Origin of the sequence: Streptomyces sp. NRRL B-24484 (assembly GCF_000717715.1) — a bacterium.
Taxonomy (GTDB): Bacteria; Actinomycetota; Actinomycetes; order Streptomycetales; family Streptomycetaceae; genus Kitasatospora.
Genome location: NZ_JOAI01000002.1, coordinates 126,611 through 146,938, shown reverse-complemented (window position 1 = coordinate 146,938; position 20,328 = coordinate 126,611). Strand labels below are relative to the sequence as shown.

Here is a 20,328-nt window from a genome sequence, read left to right as displayed (position 1 = left end):
ACCGCACCCCGAGGGGCGCGTGGGGATCCCTCCCCGCGCGCCCCTCGCGCGTGCCCGTGTCGCGGACGGTGGCGGCGGCCGTCGGGGCAGGTGCGGGATACTGGGGGGCGGCCGGGGTGACCCGGCCGGCAGATGCACAGCAGCAGAAGGGCTCGAAGTGACTGAGATCGAGATCGGGCGAGGCAAGCGCGGCCGCCGGGCGTACGCCTTCGACGACATCGCCGTCGTCCCCAGCCGCCGTACGCGGGACCCGAAGGAGGTCTCGATCGCCTGGCAGATCGACGCCTACCGCTTCGAGCTGCCCTTCCTGGCGGCCCCCATGGACAGCGTGGTCTCGCCGCAGCAGGCCATCGCCATCGGCAAGCTCGGCGGCCTCGGCGTGCTCAACCTCGAAGGCCTCTGGACCCGCTACGAGGACCCGCAGCCGCTGCTGGAGGAGATCGCCGGCATCTCCGACGAGGCCGACGCCACCCGCCGCCTGCAGGAGATCTACGCCGAGCCGATCAAGGCCGAGCTGATCGGGCAGCGGATCAAGGAGGTCCGTGACTCCGGCGTCGTCACCGCCGCCGCCCTCTCGCCGCAGCGCACCGCCGAGTTCTCCAAGGCCGTCGTCGACGCCGGCGTGGACGTCTTCGTGATCCGCGGCACCACCGTCTCCGCCGAGCACGTCTCCTCGGCCGCCGAGCCGCTCAACCTCAAGCAGTTCATCTACGAGCTCGACGTGCCGGTCATCGTCGGCGGCTGCGCCACCTACACCGCGGCGCTGCACCTGATGCGCACCGGCGCGGCCGGCGTGCTGGTCGGCTTCGGCGGTGGCGCCGCCCACACCACCCGCAACGTGCTGGGCATCCAGGTGCCCATGGCCACCGCGGTCGCCGACGTGGCCGCCGCCCGCCGCGACTACATGGACGAGTCCGGCGGCCGCTACGTGCACGTCATCGCGGACGGCGGCGTCGGCTACAGCGGCGACATCGCCAAGGCCGTCGCCTGCGGTGCGGACGCCGTGATGATCGGTGCCGCGCTGGCCCGCGCCACAGACGCGCCCGGCAAGGGCCACCACTGGGGCATGGAGGCCGTGCACGACGACGTGCCGCGCGGCAAGAAGGTCGACCTGGGTACCGTGGGCACCATCGCGGAGATCCTCACCGGCCCGTCGCACACCCCCGACGGCACCATGAACCTCTTCGGTGCGCTGCGCCGGGCCATGGCCACCACCGGCTACTCGGAGCTCAAGGAGTTCCAGCGGGTCGAGGTCACCGTCAACCCGGCGCTGCACGGCTGATCCGCCGCTGCTGCTGCTGCCCCCGGAGCCCCCGTCCGTCCGCGGTCGGGGGCTCCGGCGTGCCGGTGGCGGGGCGTCAGCACGGCACCCGCGTGGAGTGATCGTGCGCCACCGTGGGAGAATTCGTGAACGTGTGCGAGCCGGTGGGACGATCGATCCGCCCACGCCAGTGCTTTTTCGGCCACGAACGGGACGCCGGCCGGCCGCGGACCGTCCGAAGGCCGTGGGGCCGATTGGTCCCGGGCCGAAGCGACAGGGGATGATGGGCACTTGGCGTTCTGAGCCCCGGGTGCCGCCGCCCGTTGCGGCCCGACGCGCCGTCATGACCACACGGCCAGCAACACATGGGGGAGCGCACCGATGACGCAGCCGCAGGAGCCCACCGGCCGTCTGCTCGCCGGCCGGTACCGCTTGAGCGACGTCCTCGGCCGTGGCGGAATGGGCACGGTCTGGCGGGCCGAGGACGAGATGCTCGGCCGGGTCGTCGCGGTCAAGGAACTGCGGATGACCGACGCCGTCGACGAGGACGAGAAGCACCGCCTGATCGTCCGGACGCTGCGCGAGGCGAAGGCCACCGCGCGGATCCGGCACACCGCCGCCGTCACCGTCTTCGACGTGGTCGAGGAGGACGAGCGGCCCTGGATCGTCATGGAGCTGGTCGAGTCCCGCTCCCTCGCCGACGTCATCAAGGACGACGGCCCGCTGGAGCCCGCCCGCGCCGCCGCGATCGCCCTCGACGTGCTGGGCGTGCTGTGCGCCGCCCACGAGCACGGCATCCTGCACCGCGACGTCAAGCCGTCCAACGTGCTGATCGGCGACGACGGACGGGTGGTGCTCACCGACTTCGGCATCGCGAGCGTCGAGGGCGACAGCTCCGTCACCTCCACCGGCATGCTGGTCGGTGCCCCCTCGTACATCTCGCCGGAGCGGGCCAAGGGCCGCAAGCCCGGCCCGCCGGCCGACCTGTGGTCGCTCGGCGGCACGCTCTACTCGATGGTCGAGGGCAAGCCCCCGTACGACCGGGGATCGGCGCTCGCCACGCTCACCGCCGTGATGACCGAGGACCTCGCCCCGCCGCTCAACGCCGGCCCGCTGCGGCCGGTCATCGAGGGGCTGCTGGAGAAGGACCCGGACCGGCGCCTGGACGCCTCGGCGACCCGCGCCCAGCTGCGGCGGATCGTCGCCGAGTCCACCGCCCGGGCCGAGGCCACCACGCAGCAGGCCGTCCCGGTGGCCGGCGGCGGCCGCACCGCCGCCGCACCGGCGGCCGCCGCGGCCGCAGCCGCCGTGGCCGGCACCGCGAAGAAGCCCGCCACGCCCGCGTCCGCACCGGCCGGGAAGCCCGCCGGCACGCCCGCCGCCGACCGGTCCGCCCCGCCGCAGCGCGGCGGGGTCGGCACCGTCCGGGTCGGCAGCCGCTCGGCCGAGGCGATACCCCCCGCGGCCGCCGTGCCCGCGGCCGCCGTGCCCGCGGCCGCCGCCCGGCTGCTGCCGCCCGCCCCGCCCACCGAGGCCCTGCCGGTCGTGCCCCGGGAGCGGCGCAACCCGCGCATCGCGCTGCTGGCCGGCGGCGCGCTGCTGCTGGTGCTCGTTCTGGTCGGCGTGATCGCGCTGCTGAACAACGGCGGCGGGGACGGCGAGCGAGCCGGCAAGCACGGCGGGAAGTCCGCCGACTCCGCGGCCTCGGCCGCGGCGCCCGTCCTCGGGACCGGTGGCTCGCCGGCGGCCGGTACGGGCGCGTCCCCCGCCGCGTCGGCGTCCCCCGGCGCGGGCGCCTCCGCCGCCCCGAGCACCCCGCCCTCGAACACCCCCGCCCCCGGCGACGCGGCGCCCGGCACGCCCGCGCCCGGCGGCAAGGACGGCGCCGTCCCCGCCGGCTACCGGACCGTCCACGACGCCTCCGGCTTCTCGATCGTGCTGCCAGAGTGGATGGCCGACGCGGGCAGGGCCTACGACGCGACCAGCCGCAACTTCGAGGGCAACGGGCTGAAGCTGATGGTCGACTGGACGGTCGGCGCCAACGACAGCGCCCTCGCCGACTGGCAGGACAGCGAGCGCTCGCAGCACTGGGCCAACTACCAGCGCATCCAGCTGAAGGCGATCACCTACCGGGAGTGGACCAACGCCGCCGACTGGGAGTGGACCAGCGGCAGCAGCACCACCTCCCACTCGCTCAACCGGGGCTTCGTCACCGGCAACGGCAAGTACGGCTACGCCCTCTACTGGACGACCGCCGACGCGGACTGGAACTCGGCGGCCAACACGGCGGCCCGCAGCATCGGCTTCGCCACCTTCCAGCCCGCGCCCTGACCCGGACCGCCCCGACCGCCCGGGCGAACCCCTCGTCGCTCCGGCCGCCCCGAGCCGGCCGGCGCAACCGGCACCGGCGGCCCGCCGTCCTTGAGGAGGAGCAGCCGACGGCCGGTCAGCACCGGCGCACCCCTGCGGACGTGGACCGGGCGCCGCCCGGCCGTCGACGCCACCGGCTCCCCGCCGGGCACCGCGGCGGCCCCGGCGGTGCGCACGGCGGCGTTCCCGGCGCCCCGCCCGTCGCCGCCGCCGAGCACGTCGAAGGCCACATCGATCGGATCCGTCCGGTCGGTGCCGCGATCCCGGCCCCGCGGCGACGTACCCTGGCCGGGGCGAGAGGAAGTCGGACATGCGAGCGGCCCCCGGTCAGCTGGTGGCCGGACGGTACCGGGTGACGGACCGTCCGACGGGAGCCGGCCTGCCCGCGCAGGACGTGCACACGGGCGCGCCGGTCCTGCTGCACGCCCTCGACCTGCCGGAACTGCTCGTCCCGGGCGGGGCGGACGACGACCTGTACGAGGACGCCGACGCCCGCCGCGGCGACCGGATCGCCGGCCCCGTCGCCGCACTGGCCGACCGGGTGCCGCGCCACCCGCGGCTGCTCGTCGAGACCGGCGCGGCCGCCGAGGGCGACCTGCTGTGGGTGGCGGCCGAACGGCTGGCCGGCGCGCCGCTCGCCGAACTCGCCGACGGCGGCCCGGTGCCGCCGTACCGGGTCGCCGAACTGGCCGCGGACCTCGCCGGCGCGCTGCGCGCCCTGCACGGCGCCGGCCTGGTGCACGGCCACGTCACCGCCGACGCGGTGCTGGTCTGCGAGGACGGCGCGGCGATGCTCGGCGGGCTGCTCCTCGGCGCCGCCCGGGAGGCGGTCTGCCTCCAGCTCGCCGGGTCCGTCCCGCGCCGCCGGTACGAGGCCCGCGCCGACCTGTTCGGCCCCCGGGCCGAGCACTGGCCCGCCGACGCAGGCCCGCCCGGCGACTGCTGGGCGCTCGGCGTGCTGCTCTACCGGCTGCTCACCGGCCACGGGCCCTACCCCGAGGACGACCTGCCGACGCTGCTCGCCGCCGTCCGCGACGGCCGGCGCTACCCCGCCGACGGCTGCGGTCCGCTGCGCGGCCTGGTCGAGGAGCTCCTCGACCTCGGTCCGACCGCCCGGCCCACCGCCGAGGACGTCCAGCGGCGGGTGCGCGCCGTGCTCGCCGGCGCACCCGAGCCGTTCGGCCCCGGTGAGGAGGAGCCGCCGCTGCTGCCGGTGGTGCGGCCGGCCGGGCCGGTGGTGCCGCACCCGCGCGGGCGTCGGCACGGCGAGCGGCACCTGCCGGTGCCCCGCGGCCCCTCCCGGGTGCCGCCCGCGCTGCTCGGCCCGCTGCTGGTCGGCGGGGTCCTGCTGGCGCTGGTCGCGGCCCTCGCCGCGGTCGTCCTGACGGCGGGCTGACCGTACCGGGTGCGCGGGGGTGCATTTCGGGCCCCGGCGCAACGCGGCCCGGTGTGGTTGAGAAGATGTCCGTGCGGTGAGTCTGCGGTGCACCGATACCTCCGTCACGGTGACGGTGGACTGAGGATGGGGGAACGGTCGCCATGGGCGTGCAGGACCGGTCGTCGGAAGGCATGGACACCGGCCGGGTACTCGCCGGACGGTACGTCCTGGGGGACCGGCTCGGCCGCGGCGGCATGGGCACCGTCTGGCGGGCCCGCGACGAGATGCTCGACCGCGAGGTCGCGGTCAAGGAGCTGACCGTCAACCACCTCCCCGAGGAGGAGCTGGAGATCCTGCAGTCCCGCATGAAGCGGGAGGCCAGGGCCGCCGCCAGGATCAAGCACCCCGGCGTCATCACCATCCACGACGTGCTGGAGGACGACGGCCGCCCCTGGATCGTCATGGAGCTGGTCGACGGCCGGTCGCTGGCGGACGTGATCAGCCAGGACGGCACCCTCGCACCGCGGGAGGCCGCCGAGGTCGGCCTGCAGGTGCTGGCCGCGCTGCACCGCGGCCACCAGCTCGGCGTGCTGCACCGCGACGTCAAGCCCGCCAACGTGCTGCTGGAGAAGGGCACCGGCCGGGTCGTCCTGCTCGACTTCGGCATCGCCACCTTCGAGGGCTCCACCGAACTCACCCGCCCCGGCGACCTGGTCGGCTCGCCGGACTACCTCGCGCCCGAGCGGGCCCAGGGCGAGCGCCCCGGCCCCGCCTCCGACCTGTGGGGCCTCGGCGCGACCCTGTACGCCGCGGTGGAGGGCGAGTCGCCCTTCCGCCGCACCTCCCCGCTCACCACGCTGGCCGCGGTGGTCGGCGACCCGCTGCCGGAACCCCGCCGGGCTGGTGCACTGGGCCCGGTGCTGGCCGCCCTGATGGCCAAGGACGCGGCCGAGCGGCCCACCGCCGACGAGGCCGCCCGGATGCTGCGCGAGGTCACCGCCGGGCACACCCTCGGCATGAAGGCCCGCCCGGCCGCCTCGGCGCACCGGGTGCCGACCCAGCAGGTGCCGGTGGTCGACCGCACCGACAAGCCCGCGCGCACCGCCGCGCACCCGCCGACCGCGCCCACCCTGCCCGTCCCCGAGCCCGCACCGCACGGCCCGCTGCCGCAGGCCCCGGCCCCGCAGGCCCCGGCCCCGACCGCGCACCAGCCGGCCGCGCCCGCCACCGAGCCGCTGCCCGCCGTTCCGGCCGCGCCCGCCCGCCCGCGCCGGCTGCGCCCGCTGCTGCTGGCCGGCCTGGCCCTGCTGCTGGCCGCCGCGGCCGTCACCGCGTACGTGGTGCAGGCGCAGTCCGACCCCGGTGGCGGCGAGGAGCCGGACCCCACCGCCAGCGGCACCGCGCCGATCACCGTGCCGACCACCCGCCCGTCCGACACCCCCGGCCCCGCGCCCAGCGGCTACAGCTGGAAGCAGGACCCGGCCGGCTTCCGCTTCCCGATGCCGGCCGCCGTCGGCGGCAAGGCGTGGGTGCGCACCACCGACAACAACGAGATCTACTACAGCCCCGACAACAAGGTGCACTACCTGCAGTTCGCCGTGACGGTCGGTCAGCCGCTCACTCCGCTCCAGCACTTCCAGCAGATGGAGGAGAGCATCACCAAGAACCGTCCGGCCTACCGCCGCGAGAACCTCACCGGGATCAAGGTGAACGGCCAGGAGGCGGCGGTCTGGGAGTTCAGCTACCAGTCGCTGGACGGCACCGGCCGGCGCCACCTCAAGGAGGTGGAGTTCCGCACCGAGGACGGCACCTCCTACGACGTGCTGGTCGCCTCCCCGGAGAAGGACTGGCAGGACGCGCTGCGCCGCTTCACCGTCGTGCTGAACAACTTCTCCGTGGAGGGCTGAGCCCCCACCGGGCGTGTCCGCGCCGTCACGGGAATTGGGTGTTACCGGCGGGTACACATCCGGGCCGCGAACGCCTAGGCTGCGCCGTATGACGGACACCACGGCAGACGCACAGGCCCCGGCCACCGACGAGGCCGGACGCAACCCCGCGGCCCCCGGCGGCGCCCGCACGGTCGCCTCGGCCGTCACGCCCGCCCTCGTCGAACGGCTCGCCCGCGGCATCACCGCCGGCGAGGACGCCGAGCGGGCGGTGACCGCGGCCCCGCTCACCGGCGAGCCGCTGGCGAGCCTGCCGCAGTCCACCCCGGCCGACGTCGAGGAGGCCTACCGCCGGGCCCGCCGCGCCCAGCAGGGCTGGGCCGCCCTGCCCGTCCGCCGCCGCGCCGCCGTCCTGCTGCGCTTCCACGACCTGCTGCTCGCCCGGCAGGACGAGGTGCTCGACCTGATCCAGGCCGAGACCGGCAAGACCCGCCTGCACGCCTTCGAAGAGGTGCTGGCCGCGGCCTCCGCCGCCCGGCACTACGGCCGCAAGGCCGCCTCCTACCTGCGCGACCGCCGCCGCGGCGGCGCTCTGCCGGTGCTCACCCACACCCTGGAGGGCCGCCGCCCCAAGGGCGTGATCGGGCAGATCTCGCCCTGGAACTACCCGCTGGAGCTGTCCGTCAGCGACGCGCTGCCCGCCTTCGCGGCCGGCAACGCCGTGGTCAACAAGCCGGACACGCAGACCGCGCTCACCGCGCTGTGGGCCCGCGAGCTGCTCGTCGAGGCCGGCCTGCCCGCCGACGTCTGGCAGATCGTGGTCGGCGACGGCCCGGTGGTCGGCCCGGCCGTGGTCGAGCACGCCGACTACGTCTCCTTCACCGGCTCCACCCGCACCGGCCGGCAGGTCGCCCAGCAGGCCGCCGGCCGCCTGGTCGGCGCCTCCCTCGAACTCGGCGGCAAGAACGCCCTGCTCGTCCTCGCCGACGCCGACCTGGAGCGCGCCGCCGAGGGCGCCGTGCGGGCCTGCTTCTCCTCCGCCGGCCAGCTGTGCATCTCCATCGAGCGGCTGCTGGTGCACCGCTCGGTCGCCGACGAGTTCCTCGCCCGCTTCACCGCCCGGACGAAGGCGCTGCGCCTCGGCGGCGGCCTCGCGTACGGCGCGGACATGGGTTCGCTGGTCTCCGACCGGCAGCTGGAGACCGTCACCCGGCATGTCGACGAGGCCGTCAAGGCCGGCGCCACCGTGCTGGCCGGCGGCCGCCCCCGCCCCGACCTCGGCCCGCTCTTCTACGAGCCCACCGTCCTCGAGGGCGTCACCCCCGGCATGGCGGTCTGCAACGAGGAGACCTTCGGCCCGGTCGTCTCCGTCTACCGCTTCGACACCGAGGACGAGGCCGTCGGGATCGCCAACTCGACCCCCTACGGCCTGAACTCCAGCGTGTGGACGAAGGACGCCCGGCGCGGCCGCGCCGTCGCCGCCCGGCTGCACACCGGCACCGTCAACGTCAACGAGGCGTACGCGGCGGCGTACGGCTCGGTGGCCTCCCCGATGGGCGGCATGGGCGACTCCGGCCTGGGCCGGCGGCACGGCGCCGAGGGCATCCTGCGCTTCACCGAGGCGCAGACCGTCGCCACCCAGCGGCTGCTGCCGATCGGCCCCTCGCACGGGCTGGACGACGAGCGCTTCGCGGCGCTGCTGACCACCGGGCTCCGGGCGATGAAGGCCCTCGGCTTCCGGTAGGCCCCGCACCCGGGCGCCCGCGCGCACCACCCCCACCCTCGAAGGAGCAGCGGCACCATGGCGGACAACGGCGGATTCGACTACGACGTGGTGGTGATCGGCTCGGGCTTCGGCGGCTCGGTCGCCGCCCTGCGCCTCACCGAGAAGGGCTACCGGGTCGCCGTCCTGGAGGCCGGCCGCCGCTGGTCGGCGGACAGCCTGCCGAAGAACTCCTGGGACCTGCGCAACTACCTGTGGGCGCCCGCCCTCGGCCTGTACGGCATCCAGCGCATCCACCTGCTGAGCAACGTGCTGGTGCTGGCCGGCGCGGGCGTCGGCGGCGGCTCGCTCAACTACGCCAACACGCTGTACGTGCCGCCGAAGGCCTTCTTCGAGGACCGCCAGTGGGGCGGCATCACCGACTGGCAGGAGGAGCTCGCCCCGTACTACGACCAGGCCCAGCGGATGCTCGGCGTGCGGCTCAACCCGACGGTGACCGCCGCCGACACCCATCTGAAGGCCACCGCCGAGCGGATGGGCGTCGGCGACACCTTCCACCTCGCCCCGGTCGGCGTGTTCTTCGGCGACGGCAAGGACGCGGACGGCACGGCGAAGGGCGCGCCCGGCACCGAGGTCCCCGACCCGTACTTCGGCGGTGCGGGCCCGGCCCGCCGCGCCTGCACCGAGTGCGGAGAGTGCATGACCGGCTGCCGGCACGGCGCCAAGAACATGCTGATCGAGAACTACCTCTACCTGGCCGAGCAGGCCGGCGCCGAGGTGCGGCCGCTGACCACCGTGACCGGCCTCACCGAGGAGGCGGACGGCGGCTACGCGGTCACCACCGTCCCCACCGACCGGCGCCGTAAGGGCCCGCGCACGGTGCTGAGGGCCCGCCAGGTGGTGGTCGCGGCCGGCACCTACGGCACCCAGACGCTGCTGCACACCATGCGCGACACCGGCGCCCTGCCGAGGATCTCCGCCAAGCTGGGCTTCCTCACCCGCACCAACTCGGAGTCGCTGGTCGGCGCGCTGACCGACAACCGCCGCTACCGCCGCAAGACGGGGGCGCCCAGGGCCGACTTCAGCCGCGGCGTGGCGATCACGTCCTCGATCCACCCGAACGGGAACACCCACATCGAGCCCGTCCGCTACGGCAAGGGCTCGAACGCGATGGGCCTGATGACCATCCTGCAGTTCCCGCACCGCCGCTCCAACCTGCTCTCGTACCTGGCCACCACGGTGCGGCACCCGGTGCTGTCGGCCCGGAACCTCTCCAAGTACCGCTGGTCGGAGCGGACGATCATCGGCCTGGTCATGCAGTCGCTGGACAACTCGCTGACCACCTTCCGCAAGCCCAGGGGCATCGGCCGGGGCCTGCTCACCGCGCAGCAGGGCCACGGCGCGCCCAACCCGGAGCACATCCCCGAGGGCGAGGAGGCGGCGCGGATCCTCGCCGACGAGATCAACGGCTTCGCCGGCACCAACGTGGGCGAGCTGATGCGGATGCCGATGACGGCGCACTTCCTCGGCGGCTGCCCGATCGGCGAGGACGCCGAGCGCGGCGTCATCGACCCCTACCACCGGCTGTACGGGCACCCGGGCGTCCACGTGGTGGACGGCGCCGCCGTCTCCGCCAACCTCGGCGTCAACCCGTCGCTGACCATCACCGCGCAGGCCGAGCGGGCGATGTCGCTCTGGCCGAACAAGGGTGAGGCGGACCCGCGGCCCGCGCAGGGCGAGGGCTACCGCCGGGTCGCCGCGGTCGGGCCGAAGCAGCCGGCCGTGCCCGCGGGGGCGTTCGGTGCGCTGCGGCTGCCGCTGCTGCCCGTGCCGGTGGTGCCCGCCCGCGAGCCGCAGGACTGAGCCCGCCGCCGCGCCGGGGCGGTGCCCCGGGCCGGCGGCGGGCAGGGCAAAGGGCCCCGCGGGGGAACGGGGCCCTTTGTCGTTCAGCACGCGGCGTCAGGGCTGCGCCGGGTGCTGGGGTGACGGCACCGGGGGAAGTGCGCCGTCGTTCGGAATGGTTCGGAGGCGGCGGGTCGCCCGGTGGTGTACGGGCCCCGTCGCGTGCACGGGCCCGGGTCGGCCCTCACGGAGCGTGAGGTGATAACCGTTGTCGCCACCGGCCCGCGGACGCCCCGCGCAGCCGGTCCGCGCCGCCCTCGCCGGGCGGTCGGCCAACCCCCACAACCAGCATCGTGATGGACGGCGGCCGTACTGTGCAACCGGTTCGGCGCAGTTCGGCACAGTCCGTTTCCCGGTGGAGATCCCTCCGTTCACGACGCGGCGCGGGCGGTGCGGGCCCGGCCGGCCGGGGACGCGGCCGCCGGTGTCGACTACCCAGCGTAGTAGTCGCAAGCAGGGGCGCACGGGGGAGTGCGCGGGGCGGCCGAAGGGTGGGACGGGGGCGGCCGAGGAGTGGTACGGGCCCGTGGGCCGGGGCCCGGGCGTGCGGTGCGGCCGGGGGGCGGGGAGGCCGGCGCCGGCCTCCCCGCCCCGACGGCCCGTCCGGTCGCGGCCGGGGTCGCTGTCCCCTGCTGCCCGGTCGCCGCACCCCCGCACGGTCCCACGGCGGGCATCCGCCCGCCACGCACGGGAGTGGACCGGATGTCGGATCCACGCGTGGTCCTGCCGACCGTCCTGACCGCCCGGACCTGGTGGGCCAGGTGCGGTCGTCACGGTCAAGCGGTGCAACGATCCGCCGCGGCCGGCGGTCACGGCCCGGTGGCCCGGCAAGCGGGTGAACGCTGCGGCGGCGGCCGGGACGCGGCCGGGCGGTCCGAGCGTTCGAGCCGCCCCGGTAGACTCGGCTGCAGACCCTCCCCACACCCGCCGGAAGGCCGTCCGTGTCCTCTGCTTCCCCGGACCAGTCCGCAACCGAGAACGACACCGTCCTGGTCGTCGACTTCGGTGCCCAGTACGCCCAGCTCATCGCCCGTCGGGTGCGTGAGGCCCGGGTCTACAGCGAGATCGTGCCGAGCACCATGCCGGTCGCCGAGATGCTCGCCAAGAACCCGAAGGCGATCATCCTCTCCGGCGGGCCGTCCTCGGTCTACGAGGAGGGCGCGCCCCGGCTCGACCGGGCGCTCTTCGAGGCCGGCGTGCCGATCTTCGGCATGTGCTACGGCTTCCAGCTGATGGCGATCACCCTCGGCGGCACCGTCGACAACACCGGTGCCCGCGAGTACGGCCGCACCCCGCTGGCCGTCAGCCGCACCGGCTCCACCCTGTTCGAGGGCGTCCCGGCGCAGCACTCGGTGTGGATGTCGCACGGCGACGCGTGCTCCGCCGCGCCCGAGGGCTTCACCGTGACCGCCTCCACCGACGTGGTCCCGGTCGCCGCCTTCGAGAACGACGACCTGAAGCTGTACGGCGTCCAGTACCACCCCGAGGTGCTGCACTCCGACCACGGCCAGCAGATCCTGGAGCACTTCCTCTACCGCGGCGCCGGCATCGCGCCGACCTGGACGACCCACAACGTGGTCGACGAGCAGGTCGCGCTGATCCGCGAGCAGGTCGGCGACAGGCGCGCCATCTGCGGCCTGTCCGGCGGTGTGGACTCCGCGGTCGCCGCAGCCCTGGTCAACAAGGCCATCGGCGACCGGCTGACCTGCGTCTACGTCGACCACGGCCTGATGCGCAAGGGCGAGACCGAGCAGGTCGAGAAGGACTTCGTGGCCGCCACCGGCGTCCAGCTGAAGGTCGTCGACGCCAAGGAGCGCTTCCTGACCGCGCTGGCCGGCGTCAGCGACCCGGAGCAGAAGCGCAAGATCATCGGCCGGGAGTTCATCCGCGTCTTCGAGCAGGCGCAGGCCGAGATCGTCGCCGAGGCCGGCGAGCACGGCGAGTCGGTGGAGTTCCTCGTCCAGGGCACCCTGTACCCGGACGTGGTGGAGTCCGGCGGCGGCACCGGCACCGCGAACATCAAGTCGCACCACAACGTCGGCGGCCTGCCGGAGGACCTCCAGTTCCAGCTGGTGGAGCCGCTGCGCAAGCTGTTCAAGGACGAGGTCCGGATGGTCGGCCAGGAGCTCGGCCTGCCCGAGGAGATCGTCCAGCGCCAGCCCTTCCCCGGTCCGGGCCTCGGCATCCGGATCGTCGGCGAGGTCACCGAGGAGCGTCTGGACCTGCTCCGCGAGGCCGACGCGATCGCCCGCGAGGAGCTCACCGCGGCCGGCCTGGACAAGCAGATCTGGCAGTGCCCGGTGGTGCTGCTCGCCGACGTCCGCTCGGTCGGCGTCCAGGGCGACGGCCGCACCTACGGCCACCCGATCGTGCTGCGCCCGGTCTCGTCCGAGGACGCCATGACCGCCGACTGGTCGCGCCTGCCCTACGACGTGCTGGCGAAGATCTCGACCCGGATCACCAACGAGGTCCGCGACGTGAACCGCGTGGTGCTGGACGTCACCAGCAAGCCGCCGGGCACCATCGAGTGGGAGTGATCCCGCCGGCCGATCGCACGGCCGATTGAACGACCGCGCCGCCGCTTCCGTACCAGGAAGTGGCGGCGCGGCTGTGTGCGCCACCGGACCTGCGACAGAACACGCACAGCAACGGGCAGAATCGGACCGGACCTGTCAGCAGTTGACAGGCCGTGAGGGAAGGGCGACGGCATGACCGGGGCGCACGACGGACACACCCCCTCCCGGCGCGAGGCGTGGAAGCGCACCGCCACCCAGTACGCGACCCTGCCGCTGCGGCTCTTCCTCGGCGTCACCTTCGTCTACGCGGCCTTCGACAAGCTCTCCGACTCGCACTACCTGGCCGGCGCCGGCGACGCCGCCTCCTTCGTCTCGCAGACCCAGGCCGCCAAGGACGGCAGCCCGATCGGCTGGGCCCTCGGACCGGCCCTGCACGCACCGACCTTCTTCGCCCTGCTGATCGCCTTCGGCGAGCTCGCCGTCGGCCTCGGCACGCTCTTCGGGCTCTGGGGCCGGCTCGCCGCGGCCGGCGGCGCCGTGATCAACCTGACCCTCTTCCTCACGGTCAGCTGGAACGTCTCGCCGTACTACCTCGGCAACGACCTCGCCTACCTGATGGCCTGGACGCCGCTGGTGCTGGCCGGCACCCCGTACCTCTCGGTCGACGGCTACCTCGCCCGCCGCGCCGAACGCGACCGGCTGCGCGGCCTGCCCGAGGGAGCCGTCCGCAGACGGTCCCTGCTCGACGGCGGGATCGCCGCCGTCGCCCTCGGCGGCGCCGGGCTGCTCTCCGGCTCGCTCACCGCGACCTTCGGCCGCGACCGCAAGGCCGTCGCCGCCCCGGCCACCTCCGGCACGGCGGGCGCCCAGGGCGACCCGGCGCCCGGGTCCACCAACCCCGCGCCCGCGACCGGCGACAAGGTGACCGTGGCCGCCGCCAGTGTCCCGGTCGGCGGCTCCGCACAGGTCAAGGACCCGACCAGCGGCGACGCGATCTACATCGTGCAGCCCACCGCCGGCCAGTACTGCGGCTTCTCCGCGATCTGCACCCACTCCGGCTGCACGGTCGACGCACCGCGCGACGGCAAGATGTACTGCCCCTGCCACGGCTCCCGCTTCGACGCGAAGACCGGCGCGGTGGTCAACGGACCGGCCACCAAGCCGCTGCCGAAGTACACCGTCACCAAGAACGGCGGCGACCTGGAGCTCGGCGGCCGGCAGAGCTGAGGGCCGGCCGCCGGGACCCGAGGAGCGCCGTCAGCGCTCCTCGGGCGGCGGCAGTTCGCCGCCCCGCCCGCGCCTGGCCACCGCGGCCACCGCCCCGGCCAGCCCCGCCGTCCCGAGCCCGATCAGCGTCAGCGGGATGACGATCCGTCCGTTGACCGTGCGGTCGTTGAGCGACGCCACCAGGTACACCGCGGCGACCACGGTGAACAGCAGCCCCGAGATCAGCGAGAACAGGTCGAGCCGGTGCTTCCTCATGACTGGACCACCTTGATGTCTCCGAGCCCGACCGTCAGCGTGAGGTCGAGCTTCCCGCGGGAGGCCGTCCCGGCCGGCGGGTGCAGCGTGTACGTGTGGTTGTTGTTGGTGCCGGACAGGTGCTCCCCGTTCGGCAGCCGGATGTCCCCGGCCAGGTTGTGCACGGTCAGCTCGACGTCCGCGTCCTTCGGCAGCAGCACCTTCAGATCACCCGCGCCGACCCGCACCGCACTCGTCAGCGAGGCGCCCGCCGGGTCCAGCCCGGTCAGGTCGAGGGTGGCGTCGCCCGCCCCCAGGTCGTAGTGCTCCTGCAGGCCCGCCGCCGTCGCGGGCGCCCACAGTCGGTCGCCCACCCCGGCGTGCAGCGCCGCGTTCGACCCGCCCGCCGCCGCCAGCACCAGCGTCAGCAGCAGCGCCGGGACGGCCAGCCCGCGGGCCCGCCCGTACCGGGCGCCGACCAGCATCACCACACCGGTCGCCAGCAGCGCCGCCGCCAGCACCGTCGCGATGTGCACCGGCTGCCCCTGCCGGTCGGTCAGCCACCAGGCCAGCGCCCCCGCGCCGAGCGCCAGCAGCACCCCGACCCCGCCGAGGCCCGAACCGCCGTGCCGGACCACCCCGGTCGGCCGCGGCACCGCCGGCGGCACCGGCGCCTCGGCGGCCCCCACCGCACCCGAGGGCCCCGCTGACCCCGACTTGCGCAGGGGATCGCCCTCCGGCAGGTCCGTCCGCTTCCACCAGGCCTGCGCCGGCACCCCCGGCGGCGTCTGCGAGCCGTACGGATTGCGCTCCGGGTGCCGCGGGTCCCACAGGTAGCCGCTCGGCCCTGGCGGGGGCGTGTCCTGCGGCACCCGGCCCGCCGCGCGGTCCCGGGCGTGCTGCGCCGCGAACTCCTCGCGGGCCGCCCGAAGCCGCTCGTGCATCTCCGCCTTGCGGGCCCGCCACTCCGTCCGGAAGTCCTGGTGGAAGCGGTGCTGCCAGGTCTTCCAGTCCAGCTCCTCGACCGGCTCCTCCAGCCGGTCGTACGGGCCGTCCGCCGTCGCCGGCGCGGCCTCGCCGCGGGCCCGGCGGCGGCGCTCCGGGTCGTACCGGACCGCCAGGAACACCAGGCCGCCGAGCAGCAGCAGCGGGAAGAGCTGCCCGCCGTCGCCCATGGACGAGAAGAACACCCCGGTGCCGATCACCGTCAGCAGCACCGCGCCGATCGACTGCCCGTCGACCCGGCCGGTCAGCACCCGCTGCAGCTCGGTGCGGCCCGGCCGGCCGTCGACCGGCTCGCGCGGCACGATCAGCCACGCCAGCCCGTACAGGAAGAGACCGAGGCCGCCCGACAGGCACAGCACCGCGACGACCACCCGGAACACCACCGGGTCGATGTCCAGGTGGCGGCCGAGACCGCCGCACACGCCGGCCACCACCCGGTGCTGCCCGCTGCGGGCCAGCGGCGGGCGCTGCGCACCCTGCGGGACGTCCTCCGGCGGTGCGGCGGCGGTGCCGTCGGCCTGCCCGGCCGTGCTCTGCTCGTCGGTCATGGCACCATCCTGGTGGCTGCGGGGCCCGCGCCCAACCGCCTGCGGCCCCGGACGGACCCTGATCTGTCCCTGAGGGACTTCCGGGGCCGACCCTGATGCACCAGTACCGCTTGACATGAGACCGTCTGTGGCGTGGCAGCACCCGGCAGCGAGACCCAACAGCCCGAACCCGACGCCCCACCCGCCCCCGGTGGCCAGGTCGAGCCGTACCGCCGGCTCTACCGGAGCCCGCACGGACGGATGCTCGGCGGCGTCGCGCACGGCCTGGCCGTCCACCTCGGGCTGCCCGTCAGCTGGGTCCGCGGCGCCTTCGTCCTCCTCTTCTTCGCCCAGGGCATCGGCGCGCTGCTGTACGCGGCCTTCTGGTTCGTGGTGCCGATCGGCATCGGCGAGCCCGCCCCCGGTGCACCCACCCGGTGGGCCTACGTGGACGGCGCCTTCGTCCGCGTCGACGCCGGCACCCGCCCCTCCGGCGGCCCGGTCAAGGGCGGCCGGCGCGGCCTCGGCCGGCTGCGCGACCTGCTCCAGCGCACCTTCCACGGCCTGCCCGCCGACGCCCCCGGTCCCGGCGACCACACCCTTGGCGCCCCCGGCACGGCCGGCCGCACCGGCGGCGGCCTCGGCCAGCTGATCGCCCTGCTGATGCTGGTCGTCGGCGTGATCGCGCTGCTCAACGCGCTGCACATCCAGACCGCCAAGCCCTACGTCTGGCCACTGCTCACCATCGGCGTCGGCGTCGCCCTGGTCTGGCGGCAGGCCGACGACTCCCGCTGGCAGCGCTGGTTCGGCCTGGAGGAGGGGTCCAAGCAGCGCAGCGCGTTCGTCCGGGTCGCCGCCGGCGTGCTGCTGGTGGTGGCCGGCATCGTCGGCTTCCTGGTGCTGCAGGGCAGCGGCTCCACCCTGGCCTCGATCGTGGAGGCCTCGCTCGCGGTGCTCGCCGGCATGCTGGTGCTGGTCGGCCCGTACGCGCTGCGGATGTGGCAGGACCTCGGCGCCGAGCGCACCGCCCGCATCCGCGCCCAGGAGCGCGCCGAGATCGCCGCCCACGTGCACGACTCCGTCCTGCACACCCTCACCCTGATCCAGCGCCGGGCCGAGGACCCCAAGGAGGTGCTGCGCCTCGCCCGCGCCCAGGAGCGCGAGCTGCGGCTGTGGCTCTACCGCCCCGAGGCCGTCGCCGAGGCCGCGCCGGACACCCTCGCCGAGCACGTCCGGGCCGTCGTCGCCGAGGTCGAGGACCGGCACGGCGTCCCGGTCGAACTGGTCTGCGTCGGCGACTGCCCGATGGACGAGCGGATCTCGGCGCAGATGCAGGCCGCGAGGGAGGCGATGGTCAACGCGGCCAAGTACGGTGGCGGGGGACCGGTCCAGGTGTACGCCGAGGTGGAGGGGAGGACGGTGTCGGTGTTCGTGCGCGACCACGGCCCCGGCTTCGACCCCGACGCCGTGCCCGAGGACCGGATGGGCGTGCGGGAGTCGATCGTCGGCCGGATGCGGCGCAACGGCGGCACCGCCCGGGTGCGGCCGGCGGCGGGCGGCGGCACCGAGGTCGAGCTGGAGATGGAGAGGGCAGATGACTGACGCAGGGGGAAGCGCGCCGGAGCGCGTCGCGCGGGTCGTGCTGGTGGACGACCACCGGATGTTCCGCACCGGGGTGCGGGCCGAGATCGGCCGGACGGAGACGACCGGGATCGACGTGGTCGGCGAGGCCGACGACGTCGAGTCCGCGGTCCGGGTGGTCGCCGAGACCCGGCCGGACGTCGTGCTGCTCGACGTCCACCTGCCGGGCGGCGGCGGGGTCGAGGTGCTGCGCCGCTCGGCGCCGCTGATGGGCGAGCAGGGCGGGGTGCGCTTCCTCGCGCTCTCCGTCTCGGACGCCGCCGAGGACGTCATCGGCGTCATCCGCGGCGGGGCCCGCGGCTACGTCACCAAGACGATCACCGGCACCGACCTGGTCAACGCGATCTTCCGGATCGCCGACGGCGACGCGGTGTTCTCCCCGCGCCTCGCCGGGTTCGTCCTGGACGCCTTCGCGGCCACCGACACCCCGCCGGTCGACGAGGACCTCGACCGGCTCACCCAGCGCGAGCGCGAGGTGCTGCGGCTGATCGCCCGCGGCTACGCCTACAAGGAGATCGCCAAGCAGCTCTTCATCTCGGTGAAGACGGTGGAGAGCCACGTCTCCGCGGTGCTGCGCAAGCTCCAGCTCAGCAACCGGCACGAGCTGACCCGCTGGGCGACGGCCCGCCGACTGGTCTGACCCGGTCCCCGGCCCGGGTGACACTCGTCACCCCGGCCGGGCGGGGCGTTCCGGTGCCCCCGTGCCGCAGCGGGCGGGGGCACGACCGGGCCGTCCCGGTGCTCGCCGGTCCTCGCCGACCGGCGCAGCACCCGTGACCTCGCCCGGAGACGGCCGCACCCGCGGCCGGACCGGCGGGCCCGCAGTGCGGACGCCACCGGCCGCTCCGACGGTCCCGCGCCACCTCTGGCACCCCTGGCCGCACGCCAGTTCGCCCCCTGACGGCCATTCCGCACACCCGTGGCGACTATGCTGCCTTTGATCCGGCCGGGCCCGCCGGGGTCGATCGGGCGTGCGAACCGACCACGGTGCAGCGGGCCGACCACGGCCACCGGACGGCGGCCGCCGGTGCGCGTGCCGCCCGGACACGGCCGTTACGGCCGGGCGCCGACGCCGCGCGGGAGACCGCGGCGGACCGGCCCCGTCCCACCGACACATCCTCTGGAGAACCGACCGCCATGACCGCGAGCGTCGCTGACCGAGACCGCCACGCCGACCCGGCCAACGCCGGGTCCGCGGCGGGCCGGCCGACGGGGGGAGCCCGCGACCTTCTGACCAGGACCGTCTGGCTCTGGCCCGCGCTGCTGACGCTCGCCCTCGGCGTGCGCGGCAGTGCGCGACCGCAGCTGTGGCGCGACGAGCTGGCGACCTGGAGCGCGGCGACCCGCAGCACCGGCGAGATCTTCGACATGCTGCAGCACGTGGACGCCGTCTCCGGCGCCTACTACCTGCTGATGCACTACTGGATCGCCGCCTTCGGGGACGGCCCCGCCGTGTTCCGGCTGCCGTCGGCCCTCGCCCTGGCCGGGACGGCGGCGTTCACCACGCTCACCGCGCGCCGGCTGTTCGACACCCGTACCGCGCTGTTCGCCGGCGTGCTGTTCGCGACCGTCCCCTCCGTCTCCCGGTTCGCCCAGGAGGCCCGGGCCTACGGCTTCGTCCTGCTCGCCGTGTCCGCGGCGACCTGGCTGCTGCTGCGGGCCCTGGAACGGCCGACGGTGCTGCGCTGGCTGCCCTACGCGGTGTCCGTGGCCGCGGCCGGGCTGTTCCACATGGTGTCCCTGATGTTCCTGTCCGGACACCTGGTGGTCGTGTTCCTGCACTGGCGTCGGTCGCGCGACCGACGGCTGCTCCTGCGCTGGCCGGCCGCGGTCCTGGTCGGCCTGGTCCCGCTGGTCCCGCTGGTGCTGGCCGGCCGGCGGCAGGTGGGGCGGCAGATCTCCTGGCTGCACGAGCCGTCGCTGCAGACGTTCCACGACTACTGGCACAACCTCTTCGGCTCGCCGCTGGTCAGCATGTTCTTCCTGCTGCTCGTGGCGATACCCGCCGGGTGGTCCGCCCGCCGCAGGCCGGCCTTCGAGACCGGAGTCCTCGCCGCCCTGCCGATCCTGCTCAGCTGGGCCGCCTCGCACGGGTCGAGCGTGTACTTCTTCGAGCGCTACCAGCTCTACACCCTGCCGGCCTGGTGCGTGCTCGCGGCGGCCGGCCTCGGCTCGCTGCGGCCGCGGCTGCTGGGCGTGCTCGGCCTGGCCGTCGCCGTCGTCCTCGGCGTCCCGGACCAGCAGAAGCTCCGCACCGGCACCTCGCACGAGTGGACGGACGGCAAGCGCGCCGCCGCGGTCATCGCCGACGGGTACCGTCCCGGCGACGGCTTCGCACCCGTCCGCGGCAAGGACGAATGGCGCATGCTCGACTTCGAGATTGCGTATTATTTGCCGGGCAGCGTGCACCTGACGGACGTCCTGGTGTCCAGGACGGCGGTCGAGCGCGACGACCTCTTCGCCTCCGAGTGCACCCGGCCCGCCGACTGCCTCGGAACGAACCGTGTCTGGGTCGTCGTCCCCACGGACGGTCCGGACCTCCTGGGCCACTTCTCCGGGCCCCAGGCCGACGCGCTGCGCGCGTCCTACACCACGACGCAGGTGCAGTATGTTCGTGGTCTGACGGTGGCCCTGTTGGAGCGCAAGGCCCGCTGATCG

13 protein-coding genes and 1 pseudogene are annotated in these 20,328 nt (G+C 75.0%); 12 read left to right on the top strand and 2 right to left on the bottom strand.

Features of this window, described 5'->3' with window-relative positions:
• Nucleotides 1-157 precede the first annotated feature (157 nt).
• From IE98_RS0102665 to IE98_RS52470, 9 genes and pseudogenes are all read left to right on the top strand, one after another.
• The gene (locus IE98_RS0102665; RefSeq protein ID WP_030263359.1) at nucleotides 158-1,282 is read left to right on the top strand and encodes a GuaB3 family IMP dehydrogenase-related protein; all 1,125 of its coding nucleotides are present in this window, start codon (nucleotides 158-160) and stop codon (nucleotides 1,280-1,282) included.
• A gap of 360 nt (nucleotides 1,283-1,642) precedes the next feature.
• Complete coding sequence (locus IE98_RS0102660) at nucleotides 1,643-3,592, top strand: serine/threonine-protein kinase (protein ID WP_030263356.1); 1,950 nt, start codon at nucleotides 1,643-1,645, stop codon at nucleotides 3,590-3,592.
• A 349-nt stretch (nucleotides 3,593-3,941) separates the two neighbouring features.
• Nucleotides 3,942-5,027 (top strand): hypothetical protein, encoded by a 1,086-nt coding sequence (locus IE98_RS0102650; RefSeq protein WP_030263350.1) that lies wholly within the window; start codon nucleotides 3,942-3,944, stop codon nucleotides 5,025-5,027.
• Between the two features lie 143 nt (nucleotides 5,028-5,170).
• The gene (locus tag IE98_RS47665) at nucleotides 5,171-6,916 is read left to right on the top strand and encodes a serine/threonine-protein kinase (protein WP_052390047.1); all 1,746 of its coding nucleotides are present in this window, start codon (nucleotides 5,171-5,173) and stop codon (nucleotides 6,914-6,916) included.
• Nucleotides 6,917-7,004: 88 nt separating this feature from the next.
• Nucleotides 7,005-8,639 carry a succinic semialdehyde dehydrogenase gene (locus IE98_RS0102640; protein WP_030263345.1) on the top strand — a complete coding sequence of 545 codons (1,635 nt, stop codon included), beginning with the start codon at nucleotides 7,005-7,007 and terminating at the stop codon, nucleotides 8,637-8,639.
• A 57-nt stretch (nucleotides 8,640-8,696) separates the two neighbouring features.
• Entirely contained in the window at nucleotides 8,697-10,481 is a 1,785-nt protein-coding gene (locus IE98_RS0102635; RefSeq protein WP_030263339.1) for a GMC oxidoreductase, read from the top strand.
• 980 nt (nucleotides 10,482-11,461) lie between these two features.
• Complete coding sequence (gene guaA, locus IE98_RS0102630) at nucleotides 11,462-13,057, top strand: glutamine-hydrolyzing GMP synthase (protein WP_030263337.1); 1,596 nt, start codon at nucleotides 11,462-11,464, stop codon at nucleotides 13,055-13,057.
• Between the two features lie 171 nt (nucleotides 13,058-13,228).
• Nucleotides 13,229-13,729, top strand: a pseudogene (locus IE98_RS52475) (DoxX family protein); the annotation flags it as partial.
• Between the two features lie 228 nt (nucleotides 13,730-13,957).
• On the top strand, nucleotides 13,958-14,263 hold the full coding sequence (locus tag IE98_RS52470; RefSeq protein WP_234443391.1) for a Rieske (2Fe-2S) protein: 306 nt from the start codon (nucleotides 13,958-13,960) through the stop codon (nucleotides 14,261-14,263).
• Nucleotides 14,264-14,293: 30 nt separating this feature from the next.
• Here IE98_RS52470 and IE98_RS0102620 read toward each other — a convergent pair whose 3' ends face one another.
• Together IE98_RS0102620 and IE98_RS41925 are read right to left on the bottom strand one after the other, a co-directional pair.
• Nucleotides 14,294-14,518, bottom strand: coding sequence for a hypothetical protein (locus IE98_RS0102620; RefSeq protein WP_030263332.1), 225 nt, complete (start codon nucleotides 14,516-14,518; stop codon nucleotides 14,294-14,296).
• Nucleotides 14,515-16,050 carry a PspC domain-containing protein gene (locus IE98_RS41925; RefSeq protein WP_043173295.1) on the bottom strand — a complete coding sequence of 512 codons (1,536 nt, stop codon included), beginning with the start codon at nucleotides 16,048-16,050 and terminating at the stop codon, nucleotides 14,515-14,517. Before IE98_RS41925 ends, IE98_RS0102620 begins: the two co-directional genes overlap by 4 nt.
• Nucleotides 16,051-16,182: 132 nt before the next feature.
• Here IE98_RS41925 and IE98_RS0102610 point away from each other — a divergent pair, with 132 nt between their 5' ends.
• The 3 genes from IE98_RS0102610 (at nucleotide 16,183) to IE98_RS0102600 (ending at nucleotide 20,325) form a co-directional block, all read left to right on the top strand.
• Nucleotides 16,183-17,631: an ATP-binding protein gene (locus tag IE98_RS0102610; protein ID WP_030263326.1), complete on the top strand. Its 1,449-nt coding sequence runs from the start codon at nucleotides 16,183-16,185 to the stop codon at nucleotides 17,629-17,631.
• Nucleotides 17,624-18,310 (top strand): LuxR C-terminal-related transcriptional regulator, encoded by a 687-nt coding sequence (locus IE98_RS0102605; protein WP_030263323.1) that lies wholly within the window; start codon nucleotides 17,624-17,626, stop codon nucleotides 18,308-18,310. Before IE98_RS0102610 ends, IE98_RS0102605 begins: the two co-directional genes overlap by 8 nt.
• 497 nt (nucleotides 18,311-18,807) lie before the next feature.
• A complete protein-coding gene (locus tag IE98_RS0102600) occupies nucleotides 18,808-20,325 on the top strand; it encodes a glycosyltransferase family 39 protein (RefSeq protein WP_052390046.1) in 1,518 nt (505 codons plus the stop codon).
• The last annotated feature ends 3 nt before the right edge of the window (nucleotides 20,326-20,328 follow it).